The 18,249-nt window shown below is 65.2% G+C and carries 17 protein-coding genes and 1 pseudogene; 13 read left to right on the forward strand and 5 right to left on the reverse strand.

Features of this window, described 5'->3' with window-relative positions:
- Window positions 1-127: 127 nt before the first annotated feature.
- From KAY22_RS13470 to KAY22_RS13485, 4 genes are all read right to left on the reverse strand, one after another.
- The gene (locus tag KAY22_RS13470) at window positions 128-799 is read right to left on the reverse strand and encodes a hypothetical protein (protein ID WP_296623970.1); all 672 of its coding nucleotides are present in this window, start codon (window positions 797-799) and stop codon (window positions 128-130) included.
- Between the two features lie 57 nt (window positions 800-856).
- On the reverse strand, window positions 857-1,288 hold the full coding sequence (locus KAY22_RS13475) for a YkgJ family cysteine cluster protein (protein ID WP_366514089.1): 432 nt from the start codon (window positions 1,286-1,288) through the stop codon (window positions 857-859).
- A 613-nt stretch (window positions 1,289-1,901) separates the two neighbouring features.
- Window positions 1,902-2,888 carry a recombinase family protein gene (locus KAY22_RS13480; protein ID WP_296623972.1) on the reverse strand — a complete coding sequence of 329 codons (987 nt, stop codon included), beginning with the start codon at window positions 2,886-2,888 and terminating at the stop codon, window positions 1,902-1,904.
- Between the two features lie 352 nt (window positions 2,889-3,240).
- On the reverse strand, window positions 3,241-3,396 hold the full coding sequence (locus tag KAY22_RS13485) for a hypothetical protein (RefSeq protein ID WP_296623973.1): 156 nt from the start codon (window positions 3,394-3,396) through the stop codon (window positions 3,241-3,243).
- Window positions 3,397-3,645: 249 nt separating this feature from the next.
- Between KAY22_RS13485 and KAY22_RS13490 the strand changes: the two genes are divergently transcribed.
- The 13 genes from KAY22_RS13490 to KAY22_RS13550 all read left to right on the forward strand — a co-directional run bounded on the left by KAY22_RS13490 (window position 3,646) and on the right by KAY22_RS13550 (window position 18,093).
- Window positions 3,646-4,464, forward strand: a complete 819-nt coding sequence (locus KAY22_RS13490) for a hypothetical protein (RefSeq protein ID WP_296623974.1) — start codon at window positions 3,646-3,648, stop codon at window positions 4,462-4,464.
- A gap of 489 nt (window positions 4,465-4,953) precedes the next feature.
- A complete protein-coding gene (locus tag KAY22_RS13495) occupies window positions 4,954-6,363 on the forward strand; it encodes a TolC family protein (protein WP_296623975.1) in 1,410 nt (469 codons plus the stop codon).
- Between the two features lie 111 nt (window positions 6,364-6,474).
- Complete coding sequence (locus tag KAY22_RS13500) at window positions 6,475-7,668, forward strand: copper oxidase (RefSeq protein ID WP_296623976.1); 1,194 nt, start codon at window positions 6,475-6,477, stop codon at window positions 7,666-7,668.
- Complete coding sequence (locus KAY22_RS13505; RefSeq protein WP_296623977.1) at window positions 7,650-8,180, forward strand: cupredoxin family protein; 531 nt, start codon at window positions 7,650-7,652, stop codon at window positions 8,178-8,180. Before KAY22_RS13500 ends, KAY22_RS13505 begins: the two co-directional genes overlap by 19 nt.
- A gap of 15 nt (window positions 8,181-8,195) precedes the next feature.
- Window positions 8,196-8,522, forward strand: a complete 327-nt coding sequence (locus KAY22_RS13510; RefSeq protein WP_296623978.1) for a copper-binding protein — start codon at window positions 8,196-8,198, stop codon at window positions 8,520-8,522.
- A 109-nt stretch (window positions 8,523-8,631) separates the two neighbouring features.
- The gene (locus tag KAY22_RS13515; RefSeq protein WP_296623986.1) at window positions 8,632-9,351 is read left to right on the forward strand and encodes a response regulator; all 720 of its coding nucleotides are present in this window, start codon (window positions 8,632-8,634) and stop codon (window positions 9,349-9,351) included.
- Entirely contained in the window at window positions 9,348-10,700 is a 1,353-nt protein-coding gene (locus tag KAY22_RS13520) for an ATP-binding protein (RefSeq protein WP_296623979.1), read from the forward strand. The genes KAY22_RS13515 and KAY22_RS13520 overlap by 4 nt, the downstream gene beginning before the upstream one ends.
- A 151-nt stretch (window positions 10,701-10,851) precedes the next feature.
- Window positions 10,852-11,352: a hypothetical protein gene (locus KAY22_RS13525; RefSeq protein ID WP_296623980.1), complete on the forward strand. Its 501-nt coding sequence runs from the start codon at window positions 10,852-10,854 to the stop codon at window positions 11,350-11,352.
- Window positions 11,353-11,450: 98 nt separating this feature from the next.
- On the forward strand, window positions 11,451-11,699 hold the full coding sequence (locus KAY22_RS13530; RefSeq protein ID WP_296623981.1) for a hypothetical protein: 249 nt from the start codon (window positions 11,451-11,453) through the stop codon (window positions 11,697-11,699).
- 85 nt (window positions 11,700-11,784) lie between these two features.
- Window positions 11,785-12,117: a hypothetical protein gene (locus KAY22_RS13535; protein ID WP_296623982.1), complete on the forward strand. Its 333-nt coding sequence runs from the start codon at window positions 11,785-11,787 to the stop codon at window positions 12,115-12,117.
- A 182-nt stretch (window positions 12,118-12,299) separates the two neighbouring features.
- A complete protein-coding gene (locus KAY22_RS13540) occupies window positions 12,300-13,451 on the forward strand; it encodes a TolC family protein (RefSeq protein ID WP_296623983.1) in 1,152 nt (383 codons plus the stop codon).
- A complete protein-coding gene (locus KAY22_RS13545; RefSeq protein WP_296623984.1) occupies window positions 13,448-14,911 on the forward strand; it encodes an efflux RND transporter periplasmic adaptor subunit in 1,464 nt (487 codons plus the stop codon). The genes KAY22_RS13540 and KAY22_RS13545 overlap by 4 nt, the downstream gene beginning before the upstream one ends.
- Window positions 14,908-18,093: an efflux RND transporter permease subunit gene (locus tag KAY22_RS13550; RefSeq protein WP_296623985.1), complete on the forward strand. Its 3,186-nt coding sequence runs from the start codon at window positions 14,908-14,910 to the stop codon at window positions 18,091-18,093. The genes KAY22_RS13545 and KAY22_RS13550 overlap by 4 nt, the downstream gene beginning before the upstream one ends.
- On the opposite strand, the pseudogene KAY22_RS13555 reads toward KAY22_RS13550, so the two are convergent.
- Window positions 18,087-18,249, reverse strand: a pseudogene (locus KAY22_RS13555) (glutaredoxin); the annotation flags it as partial. The gene KAY22_RS13550 and the pseudogene KAY22_RS13555 sit on opposite strands and share 7 nt — an antisense overlap.

The following is an 18,249-nucleotide window of genomic DNA, read 5'->3' on the forward strand; positions in this document are numbered from 1 at the left end:
GCCACGAATCGCAGATTTGAAAGTGAACAGGAAAGTCAATGAAATCAACGATCTACCAACACCACCTCCGCGCCAGTGCTAGCTTTTCGTACCGTCACTTATTGCACTGAAAACGAGGAGACCCCAGTTAGCGCAGGTCACCCTCCCCTTCCTGGTCGGCCTTGCTGCGCCGGAGCAGGATCAGGCCATCGCCCTCTTTTTGAACGTCGAGATCCTCGATCCGCAGGCCGACCACCTCCTCGCGCCGGAAGAGGCCGTCGTAGAGGGGGCAGATCAATGCTGCGTCGCGGATATCGCGGGTCGACATGATGCGACCGCGGCCTTCAGGGTCTTCCCAGCCGAGCGCCGCGATCATCAGGTCCCGGTCCTCGGCATGGAGCGGCTCGGCCTGGCGCTGGCGGGTGCCGCGGGTCCGGGCGAGCGAGCGCACGGCCAGGGTCACCATCTCGTCTGGATCTCGCGCCGGGTCTGGCGCGCGCGCCGAGATGGTGGCCACCACCCTGCCCTGCGCGCCGGCGTCGACCACGAAGGCGGCGACGTCGGCTGGCGCCGCCGGAAACGCCGCGCTGCCGCCGGCGCGGCAGCAGGCGCACCAGACCCGGATATCGGCCCGCCAGGCCCGCCAGGTGTTGTCAGCATAGGCGCCCTCGGCCCGCGCCGCCCAGGCGCACAGGCGGTCGAGCAGCTCGTCGGCGTCGAGCCGGGCATCGAGGACCAGGCCAAGGGCGCGGGCGGCGTCCAGGTCGGGGCCGGGCACGATCGCGGTATCGGTCGAGGTAGTCGGGCCGTTGTCACTCATCGCCGTCCGCGATCGTTGGTGGCCGCAGGCCCGGCGCCGCGACGCTTGCGCGGCGCCCTAGACATTCGCGCCGGCGGCCCGCCACAGCCGGAGCGCTTCGTCCGCCGTCAGCGTGTCGCCGGCGTCGGCCGGGCCGCAGCCGTGCGGGCAGGCCAGTTCCATCACGCCCGCGGTGGCGCCAAACAGGCGGCAGACCAGCGGGCGGTCGGCATAGACGGTGCAGCCACCCGGGCCGAGCAACGGGCAGCGTTCACTGTCGCGCGACACCATTACGAAGCCACAGCGGCTAGCGAGCGACACGAACCGTCCCTGCACCATCGTCACCCTCGGCGCCAGCCTAGCGTGCTCCTGCGGGGTGACGGCGGGGCTGCGGCAACAATCGTGGCACCGGGGGCGGCACTGGGCTGCCGGTATTTCTCGCGGCCCAGGGAGCGGCCTGGCGTCCGCGGGTGATCGCGCCTGGCTTCCGGTGGGCCTCATGGACGGCATCCCGACGGGTTGGCCGCGCCTGAGCGCCGGCGCTGAGCGAAGCCGGGCTCATCTTGCCGGTTACCCGTCATCCGCAGTATCTGCCTAGCTGGTCGACCGCCCTCATTTCCGGCCAGCCGGCCGGCAGCTCGGGTGGAGCCAACCGCGGCCGCCCTGCCCGGCCGCGCCCTGCGGGCGATCTGGAAACGCCGGAAAGGAGGGGGGCAGGTGTCATGTTCGCAGCACGTTTCCCCCGCGATTCCGGCATCAAGAGTTACTGGTGATAATAGCACCTATCACAAAATGATCGCCGGTAACCGGGCTGCATGGGCAAGGTCGAGCCTCTGGGGCCCTCCTTGCGGGGCTTACCAGAAGGCTTACCTTCGGCCGGAGGAGATTTAAGGGCCCAGGTCTGGCCAATTTCAGCTCAAAATTTCAAATCCCGGCTTTTCATCAACGGAGTCCAAATCGCGCCCGCGATAGCCCGTGCGCCATGTTCACCTATTTGCGGCCGCCGAACGCATTCTTTCACCAGAAAACTTCAATTCCACGCCATCGTGTGCCGCCGTCGGCGATCCCAGTCTCGGACCGCGCTCCCGTATCGGCTGAGTGCTGGTCGGCAGCATGGCTGTGGTCAAGCCAGGTTGCCGGCGAGAACCCGGGCACGCAGCGCGGCGACCGATGACAGCGGCCAGGCGGTCGCGCCGCGGGCGGTCTTGACGCGCATAGCCTCGAGTTGGCGCGCCAGATCGGCGAGCGTCATCCCGGGCTCGCGCTGCAGGAGTCCGGCGACGATGTAGGCCGGATCGTCGGCCGGTCGCCGCGGCCGCGCCCGGCCGAGCAGCGCCGCGTCGGCGAGCTTCTGGCCGACCAGCGACGCCACCATCCGCTTCAGCCGGTCCGCCGTCCAGCTCGTCCCCAGCGCCGCGCTGACCGCGCGGGCGACCTCCGGCCAGGGCTTGTGCGGCCGCAGCCGCCGGACGATCGGCAGGACGTCGCCGGCGGAAGCCGCCGCCCGCGCCCGGTACGCGCTCTTCCGTGCCTGCGACAACGCCGCCCGGGCGGCCGGATCGCCGGCGCGCAGCGCCGGGTTGCCCCCTACCCTGCCCCGCCTTGCGGCCGCCTGCAGCCCGGCCCGGGTGCGCTCGCGGATCAGCGCCCGCTCGAGCTCGGCCACCGCGCCCAGCACCTGCAGCGAGAACCGCCCCTGCGGGCTCGAGGTGTCGACCGGATCGTTGAGGCTGCGGAAATGGGCGCCGCGGGCTGTCAGGATCTCGATCACCTCGAGGAGGTGCTGCAGCGAGCGGGCCAGCCGGTCGAGCCGGACGACGACCAGCACGTCGCCCGGGCCGATCGAGCGGAGGATGGCCAGCAGCCGCGGCCGGGCCCGGTTGCCGCCGGACCCCTCCTCCTCGTGGATCACCTCGCAACCGGCCTGGCGCAGCGCGTCGAGCTGCGAGGCGTTGCGCTGGTCGTCGGTCGAAACCCGGGCGTAGCCGATCAGCATAACTGGATACCGTGAATCGAACGGCACCCGGCCGTCCTTCCATATCCCCAGGTTATCATGAAATGATCGTTTGGAAACGATTCCAATGCGGGATTTGAGCGTGGCGAACGCCATGGGCGTACGAATATGTCAGCGAATTCAAGCAGTTACGATCATGTCAGTGTCATAGTTTGCTGGTTGGAGCCGCCATCGACGGACAACGGCAACGGAGACGCCCTACGCTTCCCGGGAAATGGGTAGACCGGGAATAATTGCGGCCAGAAAATTCCTAGTTCCCGTTTAAAGTCCTGATGTTCCTGTTAGAATCATTTGGGTGCGTTTTGCGAAGGCGCATCGCCGAGCGGCGGAGGCGCGCTTGATCGACGACGACGATGACGGTTACCTGTGTCGGTTTCAGTTCAAAGCTTCAATTTTCGAATTTCACTAGCAAACTTCAAATCGCAAACATCTAAGCCATTCATCAATATCATGAATTGGCGCTGACAACGGCCGTTTCTTCATCAACAGATTTCAATTCCAGGGCATCAATTGGTTGCTGCCGGGCGACGCTCCTGTTCCTCGCCAGGCCGATATTCTCGATGCCGTCGTCAGTTGTCGCCGCAGCAGGGCCGAGCTCGGCCAAGACGGCTTAGAACGCGGCAATAGCTGAGAGGCAGAGACGTTAAGACCAGGCCATGGCGCAGCGTTTCGGCGAGCGGCGCTGCTATCCTCCCCAACCGTGATTTGACAGAGTGCGTTCCTTTCCGGCATACCTCAGCGCGCAAGAAGGATCCGGCTACCCGACAATTCCAGCCCGCCCGCCCGCCGTTAATGGCGGCGCCTCCTCTTGTTCATCCCAAATTCGAACCGAGGCTGTGCCATGCGCCATGACATGTCGCGAGTGCTCGTGGAGCGTCCGCGCTACGGCGGTATCTGGACGCGCAAGGGCCGCCCCGTGCCGTTCGATCATCTGCCTTCCAAACAGGGCATGCAACGGCCGTATCTGGAGCGGGGCGCCTACAAAGACCTCAACGAAAATCTCCGGCCGCTGTGGCGCTTCCTCGAGCGCCAGGTCGGGCGCCCCTGGAACGACGTCTATAGCGAGATCGCCCGCAATCTTCGCGTCACCAGCACGGTGCAGCAGCATGTTCGCGACCACCTGCCGAACTTCGTCCAGGTCAATGCGCACGGGCGCATGCCAGGGCCACTAGGCGTTGGCGATCCCTGGCCATGGTACGAACCGCTCTACGTCGACCCGGCAGACGGCATCCTGAAGCGCACCGGAGATCTCCCCGAGATTCAGGAGGTGAAGCGCCTGCGGAGAGCGATGCATCGGCGGCCCAGGCCGTCGGATAGCCTTGATGTGGCGGCCAGGCATCTGCGGAAGATCGACGGCATCTGGTATGAGGTGACCTTCGCGGATCTGCCGAAGCCCGAATATCGCGCCTACCTGGTTCTCGAAGAGGTCGCGCGGTCGGTCTATTTCGACAGCGCGATGCGTCTGATCGAGAGAGTGGTGCGTCGTCTGGTCACGCCCGGCTGCTTCGACGTAGTGACCGGCGAGGCGGTTCTGGCCGGCCCGCCCACCGACGACGAGGCTTCACGAAAACGGTACCTCGCAGAGCATCCTGAGCGGCGATACGCGATTGCCAAGCGTCAACTTTCCCGCCGCGAGCTCCGACGCCATGGGCTCAGCAACGCGCGCGGCTGACAGGCCCGGCCAGCTTTGATCGCCGCGCCCGCTCCGGGGCCGCACCGCGCCCGCCGCTGCAATACTATGTAACAGAGGAGCAAACTTCGGGTATTGCGACGTCGCTACCTTCCGCTGCGGTTGGCCCATCGACGGCGGAGGATGAATTGACACGAGGTTTGCTTCTGGCAACTGGCCTATGGCTTGCAGCCGGGCCCGCATGGACTGCAGAAGGGTCGAGCAAAGCAGCGCCAGATCCGGCCGATCCGACGGCCCCGACATCGGCGTTGCATTACGACCCGGTCTTCAAAGGGTATGAGCCTTTCCGGGACGTAAAGCGGATTCCGTGGAAGGACGCCAACAGGACCGTCGGGCAGGTTGGCGGCCACGCTGGCGCCCTGAAAGGCGAAGCGGACGCTGCCGCCGATCCGACACCGTCTTCCCAATCCGGCGAGAGCGAGACGCCAAAGGCGGCACCGCTGACGCCGGTCACCGGCCACGGAGCCCATCATGGCGGTTGAGCCCCGCACCTTGCGCGGCGGCTTGGCCGCCGCGGCGATCGCCTTATTGCTGGCAGGCTGCGCCGGGCCGATCGCCCAATCCAGCTTTGACGACGTCAACGCCATTACAAAGGCAAAGACAGGGCGCCAGCCGGCATGGATTTCCAATGACGAGGCTGCCGACAAGGCCCGATCCCGCGTCGAAACACTCCTGGCCCAGCCGCTGACGGTCGACGACGCCGTCGAGATCGCGATGCTCAACAACCGGGCGCTCCAGATTGACCTGTCCGAACTCGGGCTGGCCGCCGCGGATCTGGCCCAGGCCTATCGCCTGCCCAACCCGGGGTTTTCGTTCAAGCGCCTCGAAAGTGCCGGCGTCGTCGATATCGAACGCAAGTTCACGCTGTCCGTGGTCGACGTCTTGTTCATGCCGCTGCGCATCGATATCGAGCAGAACCGCCTGACCGTCGCCAAGCTTAACACCGCCAACGCGGTCCTGCGCATCGCGGCCGAAACCCGGCGGGCATATTACCGCGCCATCGCGGCCGGCCAGGTCGCGGACTATGTCATGCAGGTCAGGGAGGCGACCGCAGCCAGCGCCGAGCTGGCCCGCCGCATGGCCCGGGTCGGGAATTTCAACACCCTCGACTTCGCCCGCGAGCAGGCTTTCCATGCCGACGCGACGGCGCAAACAGGAGTGGCCCGGCGGGCCGCGACCAGCGAGCGCGAGAAACTGACGCGGCTGTTGGGCTTGTGGGGGCCCAATACCGCCTTCAAGCTTCCGCCGCGCCTGCCCGACCTGCCCGCCCAGCCGGTCGATGTTGCGGATGTCGAGGCGACGACGGTGCGGGACCGGCTCGACATCAAGGCCGGTAGGGCCGCCATCGACAGCCTGGCGACATCGCTTGGCCTGACCCGCGCCACCGGATTCGTCAACGTGCTCGATGCGAGCTACATCCGCGAAACCGGGGGTGGCGCACGCTCGACAGGCTATGAGATCAGCCTTGAGATCCCGATCTTCGACTGGGGCGATGCCAAGGTCGCCCGAGCCGAATACCTCTACCAGCAGGCGGCTCATCGATTGGCCGGCACGGCGGTGAATGCCCGTTCCGAAGCCCGCGAAGCCTACATCAACTACCGGACGGCCCTCGATCTCGCGATCGCCTATCGCGACGAGGTCGTGCCGCTGCGCACCCGCATCTCCGAGGAGATGCAGCTGCGCTACAACGGCATGCTGTCCAGCGTGTTCGAGCTTCTGATCGATGCTCAGGCCCAGATCCGCAGTGTGATCGCCGCGATCGACGCGCAACGCGATTTCTGGATCGCCGACACCGACCTCCAGTTCGTGACGATCGCCGATGCCGGCATGTCTGCTGGTGGAGGCCTGCGGCTTGCCGGCGCGGACGCCGGCGGCGACTAAGCGAAGGAATCAAATTCGATGGTAACCAGACGTTCTCTCTTCGCTGCCGGCGCCGCGCTGATCGGCGGCGCCGTGGTACAGCGCACGGCGCTGGCCGCCTTGCCCGAACCGATGCTGCGCGACGACCCGAAGACGCTTGCGCCGTCCGCCCCGGCGACCGGGCGGCCCTACAATCCCGTGGTCACCTTGAACGGTTGGTCGGCGCCGTGGCGCATGAACGGCAACGTCAAGGAATTCCACCTCGTGGCCGAGCCTGTGGTCCGCGAATTCGCGCCAGGGATGAAGGCCAACCTCTGGGGCTACAACGGGTCAAGTCCCGGGCCGACCATCGAAGCCGTGGAAGGCGATCGGGTACGCATCTTCGTGACCAACCGGCTGCCCGAGCATACGACCATCCACTGGCATGGGATGCTGCTGCCCAACGGCATGGACGGCGTCGGCGGGCTTACCCAGCCTCACATCCCGGTCGGCAAGACCTTCGTCTATGAATTCGACCTGAAGAAGAGCGGCACCTTCATGTACCACCCGCACTCGGACGAAATGGTCCAGATGGCGATGGGCATGATGGGCTTCTTTGTCGTTCACCCGCGGGATTCCTCACGGTATCGCGTCGACCGTGACTTTGTATTTCTCCTCAATTCCTTCGACATCGAGCCCGGTGCCGCGACGCCGAAGGTGGCGGAGATGACCAACTTCAACATGTGGGCTTGGAATAGCCGCGTCTTTCCCGGCATCGATCCGCTGCCGGTTCGCCGGGGTGACCGGGTGCGTATCCGGGTCGGCAACCTGACCATGACCAACCACCCGATCCACCTGCACGGCTACGACTTCGAGGTCACCGGCACCGATGGGGGATGGGTACCGCCCTCGGCCCGCTGGCCAGAAGTCTCGATCGATATCCCGGTCGGTGCGATGCGCGCCTTCGAGGTCGTGGCGAGTGAACCCGGCGATTGGGCGATCCATTGTCACAAGTCGCATCACACCATGAATGCGATGGGACATGACGTCCCGACGATGATCGGGGTCGATCACCGCAAGGTAGCCCGCAAGATCACCTCTCTGGTGCCGGACTACATGGTAATGGGCGAACGCGGCATGGCCGACATGCAGGACATGGAGATGCCGATCCCCGACAACACCCTGCCCATGATGACGGGCACGGGGCCGTTCGGCCCGATCGAAATGGGGGGCATGTTCAGCGTGATGAAGGTGCGCGAGGGCCTGCCCCGCGGCGACTACCGCGATCCCGGCTGGTTCAAGCACCCGCCTGGAACGGTTGCCTATGAATGGAACGGACCAATCTGAACCACATCGAGGATATCGAAATGCGTGCAATTGTTTTTGCGGCGGCGGCCCTGTCGGGATTGGCCGCGACCGCTCAAATCGCGGGCGCCAGCCCCGGACATGGTGGCGGCCATGCACAGGAAGCGGGCGAAGCGGCGGCGCTGGGGCAACCTGGCGACCCCAAGGCGCGCGCGCGGGTCATCGAACTCACGATGAATGACAACATGCGCTTCACCCCTGCCAAGGTGATGGTGCTACCTGGCGAAACGGTCAAATTCGTGGTGAAGAACGCGGGCGCGGTGAAACACGAAATGGTGCTCGGCTCGGCTGCCGAGCTCAAAGAACATGCCGAAGTGATGAAGAAATTCCCGGAGATGGAACACGAGGCCGGCAAGAACTCCATCACCGTAGCCCCCGGCGAGACCGGAACCCTGGTTTGGCAGTTCACCAAGGTCAAGGGCGAGTATGACTTCGGCTGTCTCGTGCCTGGGCATTTCGACGCCGGCATGGTCGGCAAGGTTCTCGTGCGTTAATCAAGGAGATCGAAGATGAAGACGATGGCCCTATTGGCGGCGATTTCCTTCGCTGCATTGTATCCTGCGCTCGGCCAGGCGCAGGGCGCGACGCCTATGGTGGTTGCCCAGGCGATGACCGGAACCGCCGACGGCGAAGTGCGCAAGATTGATCGCGAGCAGGGAAAGATCACTCTCAAGCACGGACCGATAGCTGGCATGGACATGCCGGGGATGACCATGATCTTCCGGGTGCAGGACCCGTCGCTGCTGGACAAAGCCGCCGTAGGCGACAAGGTTCTTTTCAGCGTGGCCAAGACGGCCGATGGCATGACCGTGACGTCGCTGGAGAAGGCAAAGTAACGACCGCGGTTGCAGAGTTGCCGTCGTGCTGAAGCAGACTGTCGCGGCGGCGTTCCTCGCCGCGGCAGTCGGGCCCACCTTGCCGGAAGAATACGGTATAGTCGAAATCATGAGCATAGAACCTCACATTCTGGTCGTCGACGATGACGGGGAGATTCGGCAGCTTATCGGGCGTTTCTTGCGCGAAAACGGCTTTCGCGTGACTGGCGCCCGGGATGCCGTTCAAATGAGGGAGACGCTCGCCAATGCCGAAGTCGACCTCGTCGTGCTCGACGTGATGCTGCCGGGGACATCCGGGCTGGATCTATGCCGAGAGATCAGGGCCCGGTCGATGATGCCGATCATTATGCTCACGGCGCGCCGCGACGAAACCGACCGGATCGTGGGCCTGGAAGTCGGCGCCGACGACTATCTTCCCAAGCCGTTCAATCCGCGAGAGTTGCTCGCGCGCATTCGGGCGGTGATGCGGCGGGTTGCGCATGCCGGTGATCCGACTACGGCGCACCGTCAGCGCTACATCACCTTCGCCGGTTGGTCACTGGACACGCACAGGCATGAACTGGCCAATCCGGAGGGGGTCGTGATCGACCTCAGCGGTGGTGAGTACGATCTCCTGCTGGCGTTCGTCGAACATCCAAATCGGGTGCTTCGCCGCGAGCAGCTGCTTGAACTTGCCCGCCATCGACTGACCGAGGGGTTCGATCGGTCGATCGACGTCCAGATCAGCCGGCTTCGCAAGAAGCTTGAGATGGATGGATCGGCCTCGCCGCTCATCAAGACCATTCGTGGCGCAGGGTACATGTTCGTTCCCGCGGTAACGCGCCAGTGATCCGCCTATGGCCGGTCAGCCTGGCGGGGCGCACGATCGCGATCCTGCTGGTCAGCCTCGGACTGTTCCATCTGTTCAGCATCTGGGTCTACGAATTCGGGGTCGAGACGCGCCTGGTATCCTCGCGCGAGCAACTGTTGGCGGAGAAGCTCGCAACCGTCCAGCGGGCGTTGATCGAGATTCCTCCGGCCGAACGCGACAGCGCCGCCCATGCCCTTTCGAGCAGCACCGTCGATATTCATTGGGGCTCCCGCAGCCTGATCACCCCGGGGGGGGCGGATAGTCAGTTCTCGGCAGGCCTACGCCAGCGGCTGATCGGTTTCGCCCCGGATCTCGCACAATCGTCGCTCCGCATCGGCGCAGGACCGGAACAGGGCGTAGGAGCGCGCCACGTTGTCGGGGATCCTCACTATTTGCTGGCATCGCTGCAGCTTCCGGACGGCAGCTTCGTCAATGTTTCAGCCCCGCTGATCAACGCCGGGGGCTTCGATCAACATGGAACGGTGGCATCGACAACCGCGATGGCCGTTGGTGTCCTGGTGGTCTCCATCTTGCTCGTGCGTTCGCTCACGGCCCCGCTGCGGCGTCTCGCGGATGCGGCCGATCAGCTCGGTACCGGCAAGACGGAATTTTTCGTTGCCGAAGAAGGCGCGACGGAGGTTCGGCATGCCGCTCGCGCCTTCAATCAGATGCAGCGGCGGATCAGGAACCTCATCAACGACCGGACGCAGACCTTGGCGGCGATTTCGCACGATTTGCGCACCCCCCTGACCAGGCTGCGATTGCGCGCGGAATTCATTGGAGAAGAAGCGCTGCGCGAGAAGATGTTTCAGGATATTGCCGAAATGGAGGAAATGCTCGAATCCACGCTCGACTTCCTGCGTGTCGAAACGATGGGCGGGGAAGTCCGCATCGTCGACCTCGGTGCTATCCTGAAGACGATCTGCGACGATCATATCGATGCCGGCGAAGACGTTCTCCTGATGAACCCGCCCAAGGCCTATGTATCGGCCAAGCCGCTCGCCCTGAAGCGGTCGCTGTCCAACCTCGTCGGTAACGCCGTGAAATACGGCAATCGCGCGCGGATCTCGGTGGGCGAGACCGATTTGGCATGGCTCGTGCGCATTGAGGATGCAGGGCCGGGAATCCCCGCCGCGGACCTCGAACGGGTCTTCGAACCGTTCGTGCGCCTGGAAGATTCGCGCAACCGGAACACCGGTGGCGTCGGGTTGGGATTGACCGTCTGCCGCAGCCTTCTCCGGGGCTTTGGCGCGGATGTGGCGTTGACCAACCAGCTGGATGGCGGCGTCCTGGCGACGGTATCGATGCCGAAGGCAAGCCGGCCGTGATGCCGCAACACTAAGTATCTGTCGGGGAACACGGCAGCAATCTGGCGTCGATAAATTTGATCCCTTGAGAACTGCGGCCCATCGCGGGTCGCAGACCGGCCGGCGCGCTGCGCGGCCCCCGTCCATACCGTCCACGGAGTTGGAGTCCGTCTTGAAAAACCACCACTCGTCCTCGGCCGGCGGCGAGCCGCGCAAAGCCGGAATCCGGCTCGCTGTGTTCCTTGTCGGGCTCATCGGCGCTTTCCCAGCTCTCGCCGACATCCCCGTCGGGCTGACGAGCGCGATACGGATCGAATCACCGACCGTCATCGCCACCTGCAAGGGGGCGGCGGCGCGCTTGGGTTTCATCGTTGCCAATGACAGTTCGACGCGGCTGCACCTGGCGGGCCTGTCATCGAACGTTGCGCCGAACGCGCGCCTGAAAGCGCGCATTGGTGCGAGCGACACGGCGGATCTCGGATCGATCAATATTCCGCCTGAAAGCCGGCTCGATCTGCTCACCTCCCACCTTCGCTATGAGATAGCGCCGCTCACGCGCGAGATCTGGCCGGGGGAGATCATCGAGGTTCAGCTCGACTTCGTGTCGTTCAAGGCGGTCGTGCCGGTGCATGTGCACGAGCCCCCCAAGGGGACGCGTCCCTGCGCGCAATAGCCCCGGCGGCCTCCTGCAATCATTTGTTATCAATGGGGAAATCTCCTGCAATCGAGGCCTGGTACGGTCGTCGGATCGCAGATGAACAGGAGAAAATCATGATCTACGTCGCTTCCCGCTTCCTCGCCGCCATCATCCTGATCGGGGCCGCGGCGGCAGCCATGCCGGCCGCGGCGGCAACCGACGGACTGCCGCCATGCTCGGAGGCCCCCGCCAAGGCGGATTGCCACATGCATGACCGCAGGAGCCACATCATGCAGGGCAACAAGACGCCCCAGCAGCCCCATGCCGGCCAGGAACATCGTGACTGGTTGCGCGAAGAGCAGAATGGCGGCCGCCGCAGCTAACGCGGCAACCCGGCGCTGGGAGACCCGTCCCGGCGCCGGCATGACGCCGGTTGGCAGTTCCGCGGGATCGTGGTAGCGATTCGAGATGCGCCGTTTTTGGCTGAGCCTGATTTGCTGCTTCGCTCTGGTGCTGGCCTCGTTGGGAAGCACGATGGCGGCGATCGGTGAAATTTGCCCGATGGCGTCGATGACCGCTGACGACGTGCCTTGCTGTCCGGATAAACATCCCGGCAAATCGCCGTTGCCCGGCGGTCTCCTCTGCAAGACGGGCATCGGTTGCGCCAGCGTGCCGGCACTTCCCGCGGGGCCGCTCGTCTCGCCGCAGCGCGAAGTGTTGCGCCAAGCCGAGCCAGTTGCGGTCGCCGGCCTGACTGGCGGCGCACCACCGAACGGACCGTGGCGGCCACCTCGCATCTGACCTGATCGCTTCCAGCTCGGATTCCTGCAATCCGCGGGCGCCCCTTGGCGCGCCTGTCGTGCAGATCAATGCCCGGAGAAGGCCAGATGCCCAACCTCATCATTCTGTGGTCGGCCATAGCGCTGACCGCGTTCACTCGCGCTGCTCTCGCGGGCGAGCCATCCCTCACTTTCGACCGGACGTTGACGGTCGCCGAGGCCGTGTCCTCCGGCCTCGCTGCTCGGGAGGCGGCGGTCGCTGCGGCCCAGGCGGCAGTTGTTCCCGCCGATGCCCTGCCCGATCCGAAGCTGGTGGTCGGGATCGACAATTTTCCCGTCTCCGGTCCCACCGGGTGGGCACCGGGGCAGGAGAACATGGCCATGGCCCGCATCGGTGTGCAGCAGGACATCCCAAACACCGGGAAGCGCCAGGCGCGCGCCGATGTGGCGAGAGCCGGGGTGCAGGAAGCGACCGTGCGCGGCGACGTCGAACGCATCACCATCCGCCGAGAGGCGGCGGTCGCCTGGGTCAATCGATTCTATGTCGAGCGCAGATCGGCTTTGCTCGATGAACTGGAACGGGAAAACAAGGTGTTTGCCCAGGTGGTCAAGGCACAGGTCGCGGGCGGCAAGGCCCGCGCCGCCGAGCCCGTGATGCCGGGGGAAGAAGCGGCAAGGCTCGGTGACCGTCGCGACGAACTGGCCCGCGACCTCGCCAAGGCCAAGGCGGCGCTGAGGCGCTGGGTCGGGCCCGCCGGCGACCAAGTCCTAGCCGGCGATCCTCCGGTCACCAGCATCGAACCGGCGGCGTTTCGGGATCAGGCGGCAAGCCACCCGGATCTCATGCTCTACGAACCGATGACACGCACCGCCGACGCGAATCTGCGGGAGGCTCAGGCCGGAAAATCACCGGACTGGGGCGTCGGCGTCGCCTATCAGCGCCGCGCGCCGCAGTTCGGCGATATGGTGTCGGTCCAGGTCACGATTGATCTGCCGCTGTTCCAGGCCTCGCGCCAGGATCCGCGTATCCTGGCGCGGCGGCTCGAACTGCAGCGGGTCGCCGCGGAACGTGAGGACGCGCTCCGGGAACGTCAGGCCCGGCTCGATGAAGAATTGGCCGAATATGACGCCCTGTCGCGCAGGCTCGCGCGGATGCGAGACGCTTCGATCCCCCTCGCGCTGGAGCGCGTGAAATTGGAGACCGCGAGCTATGCTGGCGGCCGTGGCGAGATCGCCGCGGTGCTCGCCGCTCGGCGAGAAGCGATCGACAGGCGGATCGACGCGCTAAACCTGGAGGGGGCAAAGGCCGCCTTGGCCACGCGGCTTGCTTTCACCTACGGGCGGGAACCCCAATGACCGGGTGGAAGACGAGCGCCGTTCTCCTGGCGGTGGTCGCGGGCGCATCGGGTCTGGCGGGCGGCTATTTGATCGCTCGCCGGATGCCTTCGGCGGAACCGGCCCAGGCGTCTCCGCCCGCAGCCCAGGACGATCGCAAAATTCTCTACTGGTACGATCCGATGGTGCCGAACCAGCGCTTTGACAAGCCCGGCAAGTCCCCGTTCATGGACATGCAGCTGGTCGCGAAATACGCCCACGATGGAGGTGAGGCAGGTGAGGAAGGATCGGTACGCATAGCGCCGGGTACCCTGCAGAATCTTGGGATGCGGCTTGCGACAGCCGAGCGGACCGATCTTTCCCAACAGGTCTTCGTAACCGGCACGATCGCCTTCAACGATCGCGATGTTGCCGTCCTGCAGGCGCGTACGGGCGGCTTCGTCGAGCGGGTCTATCGGCGCGCATCCGGCGACGTCGTCGAGAAAGGCGCGGCATTGGCCGACATCCTTCAACCGGATTGGGCGGCCGCCCAGATCGAGTTTCTCGCGCTCCGTGACGTCGCCGACCGTTCCCTGCTCGACGCGGCGCGCCAGCGGCTCCGACTCCTCGGGATGCGGCAATCCGAGATCGACCGGGTGGACCACAGCGGCAAGACGGCCGCCACGATGACAGTGGTGGCGCCGGTGACAGGGGTGATCCAGTCCCTGGAGGTCCGAGAGGGCATGACCGTTGCCCCGGGCATGACGCTTGCGCGGCTGAACGGTCTCGACCCGGTCTGGCTCGAGGCCGCGGTACCGGAGGCCCTGAGCGGCAGCATTCGAGCCGGCGCCACGGTCGAGGCCCGGTTGGTGGCTTTTCCCGAAGAGGCATTCGCCGGCACGATCGTTGCCGTGCTTCCGGAAGCCGATGCGGTCAGCCGGACGGTCAAGATGCGGATCGAACTCGCCAACCGCGACAGGCGCCTGCGGCCGGGAATGTTCGCCAACATCCGCCTGGGCGGCGATGCCATGCCGGTTCTGACCGTACCCGCGGAGGCGGTGATACGGACAGGCCGCCGTTCCATCGTCATGCTGGCCGAGCCCGAGGGCCGGTTCCGGCCGATCGAGGTGATGCTTGGCCGCGAGGGCGGGGGCCGCATCGCCGTGCTGAGCGGCTTGGCAGAGGGCCAGAAGGTCGTCGTCTCGGGTCAATTCCTGATCGATTCGGAAGCGAGCCTGGCGGGTCTCACGGCCGGGCCCGAGCCGGGCGACGTGTTGCACCGGAGCAGCGGACGGGTCGAGGCGATCGATGGCGACGAAATCACTCTCTCGCATGAACCGATCCCAGCCATCGGCTGGGGGGCGATGACCATGTCCTTCAAGCTTACTCGGCCGGACCTGGCTGCGGGATTGCGGCCAGGCGACACCGTTGCGTTCGCCTTGCGTGGCGTCGGCGATGTTTTCGTCGTCGATCAGATCGGAAAGGCGGGGGCGCCCAAATGATTGCCGCCATCATCCGCTGGTCGATCGCCAATCGTTTCCTCGTGCTGCTTGCCACGCTGTTCCTCGCGGCAGCCGGCATCTGGTCGGTCAGAACCACCGCGATCGATGCCTTGCCGGACCTGTCGGACGTGCAGGTAATCGTCCGCACCGGCTTTGCCGGCCAGGCACCGCAGATCGTCGAGAACCAGGTCACCTACCCCCTGGCGACCACCATGCTGGCGGTGCCTGGGGCAAAGACCGTGCGCGGCTTCTCGTTCTTCGGCGATTCCTTCGTCTATATCCTTTTCGAGGACGGCACCGATCTCTACTGGGCGCGCTCTCGCGTCCTGGAATATCTCTCCCAGGTGCAAGCGCGCCTCCCCCCGGGAGCCAGGCCGGCCCTGGGGCCCGATGCGACGGGCGTGGGCTGGATTTACGAGTATGCGCTGGTCGACCGGACCGGTGGGCACGATCTCGGCCAGCTTCGCGCCCTGCAGGACTGGTTCCTGCGTTTCGAACTGAAAACCCTGCCCAATGTCGCCGAGGTCGCGGCGATCGGCGGCATGGTCCGCCAATATCAGGTGGTGGTGAAGCCCGAGGCGCTTGCGGCATACCGAATTCCGCTGGGTACGGTGCGCGATGCGATCGCACGGGCGAACCAGGAGGCCGGCGGATCGGTGCTCGAACTCGCTGAGGCCGAGTACATGGTTCGGTCTGGCGGCTATCTCGCGAGCCTGGACGACTTTCGGACGATTCCTCTCGGTCTTGCCGCCGGCGGCACGCCGATCCGACTCGGCGACGTCGCCACGATCCAAATAGGGCCGGAGATGCGGCGCGGCATCGCCGAACTCGACGGCGAGGGCGAGGTCGCCGGCGGCGTGGTCTTGCTGCGCTCGGGCAAGAACGCCCGTGAGACCATTGCCGCGGTCAAGGCCAGGCTGGAGCAGCTCAAAGCCAGCCTGCCTCCCGGTGTCGAGATCGTGACGACCTATGACCGCAGCGAGCTCATCGATCGCGCGGTCGGCAATCTGCGTGACAAGCTGATTGAGGAATTCGTCGTCGTCGCGGTGGTCTGCGCGTTGTTTCTGTTCCACCTGCGCTCGGCATTGGTTGCCATCGTCGCCCTGCCGCTCGGCGTGCTGGCGGCGTTCGTCGTCATGCGGCAGCAGGGCATCAACGCCAACATCATGTCGCTGGGCGGCATCGCGATCGCCATCGGCGCCATGGTCGATGCCGCCGTCGTCATGATCGAAAATGCTCACAAGCGGATCGAGCGGTGGAAACATGATCATCCTGGGGCCAGGCTCGGCGGCGACGAACACTGGCGGATCATCGGCGACGCCGCCGTCGAAGTCGGTCCGGCCCTGTTTTTCAGCCTCCTGATCATCACCTTGTCCTTCGTGCCGGTCTTCGCCCTCGAGGCGCAGGAAGGGCGGTTGTTCGCGCCGCTCGCTTTCACGAAGACATATTCGATGGCTGCGGCGGCCGGCCTTTCGGTCACGCTCATTCCCGTGTTGATGGGCTACTGGATCCGCGGCCAGATTCCGGATGAAGCGCGCAACCCGATCAATCGCGGGCTGATCGCGATCTACCGGCCCGCGCTTGCGGCAGTGCTGCGGTGGCCGTGGGCGACCGTGATCGTCGCAATATTGCTGCTGGCCACCACCTGGTGGCCGCTGCAGCGTCTCGGGGCGGAGTTCATGCCACCGCTCGATGAAGGCGATCTCCTCTACATGCCTTCCGCCCTGCCGGGGCTATCGGCGGCAAAGGCCGCCGAATTGCTGCAACTCAGCGATCGGATGATCCGGACCGTGCCTGAGGTCGAGCGCGTGTTCGGTAAGGCCGGCCGAGCCGACACCGCGACCGATCCCGCACCTTTGGAGATGTTCGAAACGACGATACGCCTCAAGCCTCGGGACCAGTGGCGCCCGGGCATGACACCGGAAAAACTGGTCGACGAGCTGGATCGCGCGGTCAAATTGCCGGGTCTCGCCAATATTTGGGTGCCGCCCATTAGAAATCGCATCGATATGTTGGCCACCGGCATCAAGAGCCCGATCGGCGTCAAGATCGCCGGGACGAATCTGGCAGCGATCGACAAGACGGCCCTGGCCGTGGAGCGTGTGGCGAAGTCGGTTCCCGGTGTCAGCTCCGCGCTGGCGGAGCGATTGACAGGCGGACGTTATGTTGACGTGACGATCGATCGTGCCACGGCGGCACGGTATGGCCTCAACATCGCCGACGTACAGCTTCTGATCACCTCGGCGATCGGCGGCGAGGCCATCGGCGAAATCGTGGACGGGTTGGCGCGGTTTCCCATAAACCTGCGCTACCCGCGCGAAATCAGGGATTCGCTCGAGAACCTCAGGGCCTTGCCAATCTTCACGGCCCAAGGGCAGCAAATTACCTTGGGTACGGTCGCCACGGTGAAGATCAGCGATGGTCCACCGATGCTGCGCAGTGAAAATGCCCGCTTATCCGGGTGGGTCTATGTCGATGTGCGCGGCCGCGACCTCGCCGCCGTCGTTGGCGATCTGCGCGCAGCCGTGACGCGCGAGGTGCGGATCGACCCGGGCATGAGCATTGCCTATTCGGGCCAGTTCGAATTCCTCGAGCGCGCCACGGCTCGATTGATGGTGGTCGTGCCGGCGACGCTGCTGATCATCTTTGTGCTCCTCTACATGACCTTCCGCCGTGCCGGCGAAGCCGTCCTGATCATGGCCACGATGCCATTCGCGCTGATCGGTGGTGTCTGGTTTCTCGCGCTGGAGGGGCACAATCTTTCGGTTGCCACCGGCATAGGCTTCATCGCCCTCGCGGGTGTCGCGGCGGAATTCGGTGTGATCATGCTGCTTTACCTCCAGCAGTCTTTCGCCGAGCACCGCCCATGCGACATTGCGGCGCTCGACGCCGCGATCATCGAGGGGGCCGTACTGCGGATCCGTCCGAAGGCAATGACCGTGGCGGTGATCATGGCGGGCCTCCTCCCCATCCTGTTGGGCCAAGGCACGGGCTCGGAAGTGATGAGCCGTATTGCGGCCCCCATGGTCGGTGGCATGATAACCGCGCCGCTGCTTTCACTGTTCGTGGTGCCCGCCTGCTACAGACTGATGCGAGCGAAGGACCTTCGCAGGAGCGTCAGAGAACCCGGCGCCGCGGGGAATCATCGCGGCAACGAGGTGACGGACGGTTCAAGTCAATGACCTGCGCCGAGGCCGCCGGCCGTCACTGTCATCCACACGGCCATCGCCACCATCATGAGGTTTTCGGTGAGCGATACTAAGCCGAGCGGTACATTGCTGTCGCCGCCGACGCAGGCGCATTTCAGTTCGCGGCGGTCGATATACACAGCCTTGAAC

This window comes from Rhizorhabdus sp., from assembly GCF_018006725.1.
Lineage (GTDB): Bacteria > Pseudomonadota > Alphaproteobacteria > Sphingomonadales > Sphingomonadaceae > Rhizorhabdus.

Bases quoted from the DNA above. Each gene is read 5' to 3' on its own strand.
- KAY22_RS13470 (WP_296623970.1), bottom strand. From the start codon at position 799: ATGAGTGACAACGGCCCGACTACCTCGACCGATACCGCGATCGTGCCC.
- KAY22_RS13475 (WP_366514089.1), bottom strand. From the start codon at position 1,288: ATGCCGTCCATGAGGCCCACCGGAAGCCAGGCGCGATCACCCGCGGAC.
- KAY22_RS13480 (WP_296623972.1), bottom strand. From the start codon at position 2,888: ATGGCGTTCGCCACGCTCAAATCCCGCATTGGAATCGTTTCCAAACGA.
- KAY22_RS13490 (WP_296623974.1), top strand. From the start codon at position 3,646: ATGTCGCGAGTGCTCGTGGAGCGTCCGCGCTACGGCGGTATCTGGACG.
- KAY22_RS13495 (WP_296623975.1), top strand. From the start codon at position 4,954: ATGGCGGTTGAGCCCCGCACCTTGCGCGGCGGCTTGGCCGCCGCGGCG.
- KAY22_RS13500 (WP_296623976.1), top strand. From the start codon at position 6,475: ATGCTGCGCGACGACCCGAAGACGCTTGCGCCGTCCGCCCCGGCGACC.
- KAY22_RS13505 (WP_296623977.1), top strand. From the start codon at position 7,650: ATGGAACGGACCAATCTGAACCACATCGAGGATATCGAAATGCGTGCA.
- KAY22_RS13510 (WP_296623978.1), top strand. From the start codon at position 8,196: ATGAAGACGATGGCCCTATTGGCGGCGATTTCCTTCGCTGCATTGTAT.
- KAY22_RS13515 (WP_296623986.1), top strand. From the start codon at position 8,632: ATGAGCATAGAACCTCACATTCTGGTCGTCGACGATGACGGGGAGATT.
- KAY22_RS13530 (WP_296623981.1), top strand. From the start codon at position 11,451: ATGATCTACGTCGCTTCCCGCTTCCTCGCCGCCATCATCCTGATCGGG.
- KAY22_RS13535 (WP_296623982.1), top strand. From the start codon at position 11,785: ATGCGCCGTTTTTGGCTGAGCCTGATTTGCTGCTTCGCTCTGGTGCTG.
- KAY22_RS13545 (WP_296623984.1), top strand. From the start codon at position 13,448: ATGACCGGGTGGAAGACGAGCGCCGTTCTCCTGGCGGTGGTCGCGGGC.
- KAY22_RS13550 (WP_296623985.1), top strand. From the start codon at position 14,908: ATGATTGCCGCCATCATCCGCTGGTCGATCGCCAATCGTTTCCTCGTG.